The following is an 8,759-nucleotide window of genomic DNA, read 5'->3' as shown; positions in this document are numbered from 1 at the left end:
GATCGTCACGGGCGCATCCAAGGGCATCGGCGCGGCAATCGCAAAGGCACTGGCCGACGAAGGCGCAGCGGTCGTCGTCAACTACGCGAGCAGCAAGGCGGGTGCGGACGCGGTCGTGAGCGCGATCACCGAAGCGGGCGGCCGCGCGGTCGCGGTCGGCGGCGACGTGTCGAAGGCCGCCGATGCGCAGCGCATCGTCGATACCGCGATCGACACGTACGGCCGTCTCGACGTGCTCGTCAACAACTCCGGCGTGTACGAATTCGCACCGATCGAAGCAATCACCGAGGAACACTACCGCCGGCAGTTCGACACGAACGTGTTCGGCGTGCTGCTGACCACGCAGGCCGCGGTCAAGCATCTCGGCGAAGGCGCGAGCATCATCAACATCAGCTCGGTGGTGACCAGCATCACGCCGCCGGCCAGCGCCGTGTACAGCGGCACGAAGGGCGCGGTCGACGCGATCACCGGCGTGCTCGCGCTCGAACTCGGCCCGCGCAAGATCCGCGTGAACGCGATCAACCCGGGGATGGTCGTGACCGAAGGCACGCACAGCGCGGGCATCATCGGTTCCGATATGGACGCACAGGTGCGTAGCCAGACGCCGCTCGGCCGGCTCGGCGAGCCGAACGACATCGCGTCGGTCGCCGTATTTCTCGCGTCGGACGATGCACGTTGGCTGACCGGCGAGCGTCTCGTCGCGAGCGGCGGGCTGCGCTGAGCATCCACGCAGTCCACGCGAACGGTGCGTGTGCGCCGTTCGCGCCGCTACGCGCTCATTGCGAGCGCATTCGCGCCGACGTGCCAGCGCAGGCATTCGACGACGAGCGCGTGATTGGCTTCGGAGCCGAGCCCCGCGATCGTCATCGCGCCGACGATGCCGGCCCCGGCGACCCGCAACGGCACACCGCCGCCGTCGAGCGCATAGTCGTCGTCCGACAGGCCCTGCGAGCGCAGCGACCAGCCGGCACGCCGGAAGCAAGCGCCGACCGCGAGCGAACTCTGGCCGAACCGCAGCACCGTGTTCTGCCGGCGGCGGATCGCATCGCCGTCGTGCGCGCCGCTGCCGTCGAGCGCGCAGTAGAACAGTGGTGCGTGCCCGCCGACGATGCCGACCGCGATCGGCAGCCCGCGTCGCGACGCGAGGTTGACCGCGATTTCGCCCATTCGACGTGCGACGGCCGCATTGAAGTGCGGCAGGGCCGGGTTCGACGCGTCGTCGTCGAAGGCGTGGGGTGCAAGGCGAAAGGGGGGCGTCACCATGGCGGCTCCGTAGCGTGGCCGGCGCGGTACGCGCGTGCCGGGCGTCGCATCGTCAGGGGCCGCGCGAGGGCCCGTGTTCCATTCAGTGCTTCGGCGTTTCAGCACGTCAGCACTTCTTCAGCACTTCAACGTTTCGGCGCCGCGTCGAGCATCCACTCATGCGCGGGATCGTTCTTGAACGCCCACGCGCGGCTCGGGCCCGCCATCACGTTCAGGTAGTACAGGTTGTAGCCGTGAGGCGCGACCACCGGGTGATAGCCGCGCGGCACCATCACGACGTCGTGGTTCTCGACCGCGCACGCTTCGTCGAGGCTGCGGTCGTCCGTGTACACGCGCTGGAACGCGAAACCCTGCGGCGGATCGATCCGGTGGTAATAGGTTTCCTCGAGCGACGTCTCGTCGGGCGCCGCGTCGCGGTCGTGCTTGTGCGGCGGATAGCTGCTCGAATGGCTGGCCGGCGTGACGACTTCGACGACGAGCAGCCGGTCGGCGGCCGGATTGTCGCCCATCAGGATGTCGCATACGTAGCGCGTGTTGGTGCCTTGCCCGCGCACCGAACGGCGCATCCGCTCGCCGTCGAGGCGCAGCACGCGCTTGTCGCCGCTCGCGTACGGCGCGGTGCACAGCGCGACTTCCGCATCGCGCGTCGCGACCAGCGTGACGCGCTTGCCGCCCGGCACGTACAGCGCGTCCGGCGACACGTCCTCGAACACGCTGTCGCGCTTGCCGAGTGCATCGTAGGTTTCGCCGTCGACTTCGGCACGCACGGTGCCCGTCAGCACCACGACGCACAGTTCGCGCGTGCCGGTGTCGAGCGTTTCCGTGTCGCCGGCCTTCAGGCGCAGCGCGCGAAAGCCGACGTGCTTCCAGCCGGCCGATTCGGGCGTGACGTTACAGATCTCGCGGTCGGCGGATGCCTTGATCAGCAGGGGAGAAATCGTCATGAAATGGGTCTCCGCAATAGGGTAGGGCTCGAGCGCTCACGCGCCTGCGTGCCGTCTTACGCGCTCAACCGGTCGACGATTGCGCGCAGCGATTCGTAGCCTTTCTTCGCATACGCATAGCTCGGCGCGACGGCCGGGTCCTGCTCGGCCTCGACGACGAGCCAGCCTTCATAGCCAGCGTCCTTCAGCGTGCGCAGCGTCGCGTCGTAGTCGAGCGCGCCGTCGCCCGGCACCGTGAAGGTGCCGTTGATCACGCCGTTCAGGAAGCTCCAGCCGTCGTTGCGCGCCTGGTTGACGACCTGCGGCCGCACGTCCTTGCAATGCACGTGCGCGACGCGCGACACGTGCTTCTTCAGCAGCGCGACCGGGTCGGCCGCGCCGCCGAAATACGCGTGGCCCGTGTCGAACAGCAGGAACACCTTCGCCGGATCGGTCAGCGCCATCAGCCGGTCGACGTCGTCCGGCGACTCGACGTATGCGCCCATGTGGTGATGGTAGGCAAGCTTGATGCCGTACGTGTCGAGCAGGTGCGCGCCGAATGCGTCGAGGCGCGCCGCATAGCGCCGCCACGCTGCGTCGTCGACGAAACGCGGCCGCTTCGCGACCGGCGTGTCGATGTTGCCCTGGATCGTGCCCGCGCATTCGCCGTACACGACGACTTTCACGTCGTTGTACTGCAGCTTCGTCATGTGCGCGCGGCAGTGCTCGATTTCGGCGGCGACCGCATCGGCATCGGTCATGCCCGGCGCGAGCTCCGCGAGGAAGCCCGAATACCAGCCCGATACGCACACGAGCCCGAATTCGGCGAGCTTCGCCTTCAGTTCGGGGCCCGTCTTCGGAAACTTGTTGCCGAGCTCGAAGCCCGCATAGCCGATTTCGGCGCCTTCCTTCAGCGCCGTTTCGAGCGGCGTCTCGCCGCCGAGCGACGGCAGGTCGTCGTTCATCCACGACAGGGGATTGATACCGATGCGGACGTTCCAGCTCATGACGTGTTTCCTGGTTCGAATGGTGTTGTCTCGGCGCGGCCGATGGAAAGGGTGAGCGGATCAGCGCCGCTGGCGGTTTTTCGCGTCGAGATACGCGCGGTGTGCGTCCACGACGCCGGCGCGTTCGGACACCTGCGGCACCGCGACTTCCCACCACGCGCCGCCGTCGTCGGTCGTGCGCTGGTGCGTAGTGTCGATCACGAGCACCTGGCTGGTCGTCGCCGCACGCGCGCGCTTCATTTCGTGGCGCAGCTCGCCGACGTCGCGCACGTGCACGGCTTCGGCGCCCATCGAGCGTGCATGCATCGCGAAGTCGATCGTCGAGCGTTCGCCGCCTTCGGGCACGCAGTCGTCGAGCATGTTGTTGAAGCTCGCGCCGCCGCAATTGAGTTGCAGCCGCTCGATGCAGCCGTAGCCGCGGTTGTCGAGGATCACGACGATGATCTTGCGGCCGAGCATCACGGAGGTCGCGAGTTCCGCGTTGAGCATCATGTACGAGCCGTCGCCGACGATCACGATGACTTCGCGCTCGGGCCGCGCGAGCTTCGCGCCGAGGCCGCCCGCGACTTCGTAGCCCATGCACGAATACGCATAGTCCATGTGGTAGTTGCCCGGTACGCCGCTGCGCCACAGTTTGTGCAGTTCGGCCGGCAGCGTGCCGGCCGCGCAGACGACCAGATCGTCGCGCGCGCTGTCACGCCCCGCGTCGGCCGCGGAGTCGCGCACCGCGCCGATCACTTCGGCGTCGTACGGCAGCGTGTCCTTCGGAATCCGGGTGGTCAGCTCCGTCACGCGCGCGTTCCACGCGGCGGCCTGGTCGCGGTTCGCGGCGGTCCACGCCGGATCGGCGCGCCAGCCGGCCAGCGCGGCCGACAGTTGCCCGAGGCCGGTGCGCGCATCGGCCACCAGTTGCCGGCCGCGCTTCTTGCCCGCGTCGAACGGCTGCACGTTCAGGCTCAGCAGCGTCGCGTCGCCGTAGAGCGCGTGCGAGCCGGTCGTGAAATCCTGCAGCCGCGTGCCGACCGCGAACACGACGTCGGCCTGCGCGGCCGCGCGGTTCGCGGCGGGCGAGCCCGTCACGCCGATCGAGCCGAGGTTCAGCGGGTGATCCCACGCGAGGCTGCCCTTGCCGGCCTGCGATTCGGCGACCGGCACGCCGTGCGTGTCGGCGAACGCGTGCAGTGTATCCCACGCCTGGCTGTACAGCACGCCGCCGCCGGCGACGATCAGCGGCTTCTTCGCGGCCTTCAGCACGTCGAGCGCATCGGCGAGCTCGAGCGCGTCGGCCGGCGGCCGGCGCATCCGGATCAGCGGCGGCGCGAAGAAATCCTCGGGCCAGTCGTACGCGAAGGTCTGCACGTCCTGCGGCAGCGCGAGGCACACGGGTCCGCATTGCGCGGGATCGATCATTACCTGGATCGCGCGCGGCAGCGCGACGAGCAGTTGCTCGGGCGACGTGATGCGGTCGAAGTAGCGCGTGACTGGCCGGAAGCAGTCGTTCGCGCTGACGTCGCCCTGTTCGAAATCCTCGACCTGCTGCAGCACCGGGTCGGGCAGCCGCGACACGAACACGTCGCCGGGCAGCAGCAGCAGCGGCAAGCGGCCGACGTGCGCGAGCGCGGCCGAAGTCAGCATGTTGGTGGCGCCGGGGCCGATGCTCGACGTCGCGGCCATCATCCGCTGGCGGAAATTCGCTTTCGCGAACGCGACGGCCGCATTGGCCATCCCTTGCTCGTTGTGCGCGCGAAACGTCGGCAGCCGGCCTTTCTCCGCGTGCAGCGCTTCGCCGAGCCCGGCCACGTTGCCGTGGCCGAAGATCGCGAACACGCCGCCGCAGTACGGCAGGATCTCGGTGCGGCCGTCGGGCTGGACGACTTCGGCGCGCAGGGCGGCCAGGTAGCGCACGAGCGCCTGGCTGACGGTCAGTCTTACGGTGGTGGTCATCGTCGTTCGATAGAGAGAAGTCGGGTGGTCGTCACGAACACGGGCATCAGGCCGCGGCGGCGCGCGCGGCGGTACGGCGGCCCAGCCACGCGTCGACCAGTTGCGCGAAGTTGCCGGCCACTTCGTCGATCAGCGCCTGATCGTCGATCCGGCCCGCGAACCAGTTCAGCGACGCATCGGCCCACAACGTGCGCCCGACCATGAAGCCCTTGACGATCGGGTTGGTCGCCGAGCGGAAGCTGTCGACGAGGTATTGCAGCGGCTGGTTCAGCCCGAGGATCACCGCGCCGCGGCAATGCGGGTCGCGCTCGGCGATCAGCGCGGCGAGCCGCGCCCAGCCGTCGGCGGTGAGCGGCGTGAGCTTCCACCATTCGGGCTTCACGCCGAGGTTGTAGAAGCGCGCGATCGTGCGCAGCACCGCGTCGTCCTCGGTGCCGGCCGGCGTGACCGCGCGCGGCGGAATCATTTCCAGCAGCAGCTCGTTGCCGCTCGCGCGCGTGGCTTCCCACAGTTCCAGCACGCGCTGCTCCTGCTCGACGCGCAGGTCGACAGGGTCGTCGGGGTGATAGTGGACGAGGCACTTCACGACCTGTTCGGTCGGCCAGTGCGTGAGCGACGAGCCGACCGAGCGCGTGTCGTCGAAGCGCAGCGGCCGCGAGCCCGGCAGCTCGACCGGACGGCCGACCCACCAGCCGCGCCCGGTGGCCGACGCGAGCGCGTCGCTACCGTACGCGCCGCCGTCGATCAGCACGCCGACGTGGCCGGCGATGCCGCGATCGCGCTCGACCTGTTCGACCGCGCGCACGAGCAGGCGCTTCAACGTCTTGATCCGCGCTTCGTCCGCGCCGGCCTGCACCGCCAGCTCGTAGAACTGGCTGCGATGGTCGAACGCCATCACGCACAGGTCGTCCCATTCTCGGCGTGGCACCGTCACGCGATGCAGGTGCGCGAGCGTGCGGTCGGCGTCGACCTGCGGATTGCGGCTGCCGTCGAACCAGTGCGCGAGTTCCGCCGGCGTCGGCATCGCGGCCGAGCACGCATGGCGCGACACGACGATCGCGCCGCACGCGTTCGCGATGCGCGTCGATTCGGCCCAGTCGCGCCCGCGCAGCAGCCCCGACAGCAGGCCGGACAGGAACGCATCGCCCGCGCCGAGCACGTTGAGCACCTCGACGCGCTCGCCGAGAAAGGTCGGCGCAGCGTCGATGCCGGCCGGAATGTCGCCTTCGATCACGCAGCAGCCGAGCGCGCCGCGCTTGACGACCAGCGTCGCGTTCGTGATCGCGCGCACCGCCTGCAACGACCCGATCAGGTCATGCGGCACACCGCCCGCGATCAGGAATTCCTCCTCGGTGCCGACCAGCAGATCGAATTCGCCGAGTACCTGCTGCAGTTGCCGTGTCACCTGCGCGTCGGGCACGTAGCGGTTTTCGCCGGCGCCGCGCGCGGTCAGTCCCCACAGCACCGGCCGGTAGTCGATGTCGAGGATGCGGACCGCGCCGTGGCGGCGCGCATAGCCGAGCGCAGTCAGCGACGCTTCGCGCGTGCCCGACGTCGACAGATGCGTGCCGGTGATCGCCAGTGCGCGGCAACCGGCGATGAAATCCTCGCTGATCTCGTCGGCGCGCACGGCCATGTCCGCGCAGTTCTCGCGCACGAACAGCAGCGGGAACGTATCGCGATCCTTCAGCCCGAGCAGCACCAGCGCGGTGAGGCGCTCGCGGTCGGTCTGCAGCTGGCTCGTGTCGCAGCCTTCGCGCTCGAGCGTCTCGCGCAGGAAGCAGCCCATCTGCTCGTCGCCGACGCGCGAAATCATCGCGGTCTTCAACCCGAGCCGCGCGACGCCGAACGCGACGTTGCCCGACGAGCCGCCGAGATACATCTGGAAGCTGCGCGCGTCCTCGAGGCGGCTGCCGTACTGCTGCGCATAGAGATCCACGGCCACGCGGCCGAGGCAGGCGAGATCGATGGGGCGGTCACTCGGAAAGTTCAGCAGGCTCATATCACGTGTCACGCTCGCGGCCGGCGTTCGGCGCTGCCGGCAGATTAGGGGACCGATCCGGTGGCGACTGTCCGCGGCCTATGCCGCACGACACGAGGCTGCCTGCCACCGGGAGTCGGGCTACGGAACGGAGTCTAGACTTTTTGGAAATACAGTTCCCTAGGTGAAATCACGTAGAAATAAATTTCCAAATTTTCGAGGAAGTGATCTACAGTTTCATCCGGATGCTTCAGTCCCGATCGGACCAGATCGGACTCGGCCCGGCGGCGCGCAACGCGCCGTCTTCCGCCCCCGGAGATGAGGAGACAGATTGATCATGAAGACCAAGCTGATGGCCGTCGCGGCCGCCGCGATCCTGGCTGCGCCGCTCGCGCATGCCGAGAAGATCGGCGTGACGATGGCATCGTTCGACGACACGTTTCTGACCATCCTGCGCAACAGCATCGCCGATTCGGCGAAGAAGGACGGCGCGACGGTGCAGATCGAGGACGGCGGCAATGACGTCGGCAAGCAGTTGAGCCAGGTCCAGAACATGATCGCGCAGAAGGTCGACGCGATCATCGTGAATCCGGTCGATACCGACGCGACGCCGAAGATCACGAAGATGGTGACCGCGGCGAAGATCCCGCTCATCTACGTGAACCGCAAGCCGGTCGATTTCGACAAGCTGCCGGCCGGCGTCGCGGTCGTCGCGTCCGACGAAAAGCAGTCGGGCACGCTGCAGGCGCGCCAGGTGTGCAAGCTGCTCGGCGGCAAGGGCGACCTCCTGGTGCTGATGGGCGAGCTGTCCAACGAATCGGCGCGCGCGCGCACCAAGGACATCGAGGACGTGATCGCGACGAAGGAATGCGCGGGCATGAAGATCGTCGACAAGCGCGAAGGCAAGTGGAGCCGCACGCAGGGCCAGGACATCACGATGAACTGGCTGAGCTCCGGGACCAAGTTCGACGCGATCGTGTCGAACAACGACGAAATGGCGATCGGCGCGATCAACGCGCTGAAGGCCGCGCGCAAGCTCACGCCGAAGACGGTCGTCGCCGGTATCGACGCGACGCCGGACGGGCTCGCGGCGATGAAGGCCGGCGAGCTGAAGGTGTCGGTGTACCAGAACGCGACCGGGCAGGGCGCGCAGGCGGTGGCCGCGGCGCTCAAGCTCGCGAAGAAGCAGCCGGTCGATCGCTACGTGAACGTGCCGTTCGAACTCGTGACGCCGGAGAACATGAACCAGTACGCGAAGCACTGACCGGTTTTTCCGCTGAACTGCGCGGGCCCGGCGCGACCGGGTTCGCGCGCGATTTTCGAGGAACGTCCATGTTTACAGCCAGGATCGCGCGCTCGATGGCCAGCGAAAGCGCGCCGGCCGCGTCGTCCGCCGCGCCCGGTTCGTCCGGTGCGCCCATGGCCGACTGCGTGCTCGAGGTGCGCGGCGTCGGCAAGTCCTTTCCCGGCGTCGTCGCGCTCGACGGCGTGCAGTTCCGCGTGCGCCGCGGCACCGTGCATGCGCTGATGGGTGAGAACGGCGCCGGCAAGTCCACGCTGATGAAGATCATTGCGGGCGTCTACACGCCCGACCAGGGCGAAATCCTGATCAACGGCGAACCGGTCGTGCTGAACGGCCCG

General features: G+C 68.3%; 8 protein-coding genes. 3 read left to right on the top strand and 5 right to left on the bottom strand.

All coding sequences use genetic code 11. From position 1 onward, the window contains the following. Position 1: 1 nt before the first annotated feature. Positions 2-721, top strand: a complete 720-nt coding sequence (locus JMF90_RS12345; protein ID WP_236597972.1) for a glucose 1-dehydrogenase — start codon at positions 2-4, stop codon at positions 719-721. 47 nt (positions 722-768) lie between these two features. Here JMF90_RS12345 and JMF90_RS12340 read toward each other — a convergent pair whose 3' ends face one another. The 5 genes from JMF90_RS12340 to iolC all read right to left on the bottom strand — a co-directional run bounded on the left by JMF90_RS12340 (position 769) and on the right by iolC (position 7,139). Beyond that, on the bottom strand, positions 769-1,263 hold the full coding sequence (locus JMF90_RS12340; protein WP_027807886.1) for a heme-degrading domain-containing protein: 495 nt from the start codon (positions 1,261-1,263) through the stop codon (positions 769-771). Between the two features lie 125 nt (positions 1,264-1,388). Further along, on the bottom strand, positions 1,389-2,207 hold the full coding sequence (gene iolB / locus JMF90_RS12335; RefSeq protein ID WP_175788187.1) for a 5-deoxy-glucuronate isomerase: 819 nt from the start codon (positions 2,205-2,207) through the stop codon (positions 1,389-1,391). A gap of 56 nt (positions 2,208-2,263) precedes the next feature. Continuing rightward, positions 2,264-3,193, bottom strand: a complete 930-nt coding sequence (iolE, locus tag JMF90_RS12330; protein ID WP_201316833.1) for a myo-inosose-2 dehydratase — start codon at positions 3,191-3,193, stop codon at positions 2,264-2,266. A 60-nt stretch (positions 3,194-3,253) separates the two neighbouring features. Further along, positions 3,254-5,137, bottom strand: coding sequence for a 3D-(3,5/4)-trihydroxycyclohexane-1,2-dione acylhydrolase (decyclizing) (gene iolD / locus JMF90_RS12325; protein WP_201316834.1), 1,884 nt, complete (start codon positions 5,135-5,137; stop codon positions 3,254-3,256). Between the two features lie 46 nt (positions 5,138-5,183). After that, the gene (gene iolC, locus JMF90_RS12320; RefSeq protein WP_201316835.1) at positions 5,184-7,139 is read right to left on the bottom strand and encodes a 5-dehydro-2-deoxygluconokinase; all 1,956 of its coding nucleotides are present in this window, start codon (positions 7,137-7,139) and stop codon (positions 5,184-5,186) included. A 316-nt stretch (positions 7,140-7,455) separates the two neighbouring features. Here iolC and JMF90_RS12315 point away from each other — a divergent pair, with 316 nt between their 5' ends. Beyond that, positions 7,456-8,382, top strand: a complete 927-nt coding sequence (locus JMF90_RS12315) for a sugar ABC transporter substrate-binding protein (protein WP_011545206.1) — start codon at positions 7,456-7,458, stop codon at positions 8,380-8,382. Between the two features lie 68 nt (positions 8,383-8,450). Next, positions 8,451-8,759, top strand: a 309-nt coding sequence (locus tag JMF90_RS12310; RefSeq protein ID WP_201325135.1) for an ATP-binding cassette domain-containing protein, incomplete at its 3' end; no start/stop codon positions are given.

Origin of the sequence: Burkholderia sp. E168m23 (genome assembly GCF_016586125.1) — a bacterium.
GTDB lineage: Bacteria > Pseudomonadota > Gammaproteobacteria > Burkholderiales > Burkholderiaceae > Burkholderia > Burkholderia orbicola.
The sequence above is the reverse complement of the archived record's forward strand: the minus strand, read 5'-3'. Positions and strand labels throughout refer to the sequence as shown.

Coding starts and splice junctions, on each gene's coding strand:
- iolC (WP_201316835.1), bottom strand. CDS start 7,139: ATGAGCCTGCTGAACTTTCCGAGTGACCGCCCCATCGATCTCGCCTGC.
- JMF90_RS12315 (WP_011545206.1), top strand. CDS start 7,456: ATGAAGACCAAGCTGATGGCCGTCGCGGCCGCCGCGATCCTGGCTGCG.
- JMF90_RS12340 (WP_027807886.1), bottom strand. CDS start 1,263: ATGGTGACGCCCCCCTTTCGCCTTGCACCCCACGCCTTCGACGACGAC.
- iolD (WP_201316834.1), bottom strand. CDS start 5,137: ATGACCACCACCGTAAGACTGACCGTCAGCCAGGCGCTCGTGCGCTAC.
- iolE (WP_201316833.1), bottom strand. CDS start 3,193: ATGAGCTGGAACGTCCGCATCGGTATCAATCCCCTGTCGTGGATGAAC.
- iolB (WP_175788187.1), bottom strand. CDS start 2,207: ATGACGATTTCTCCCCTGCTGATCAAGGCATCCGCCGACCGCGAGATC.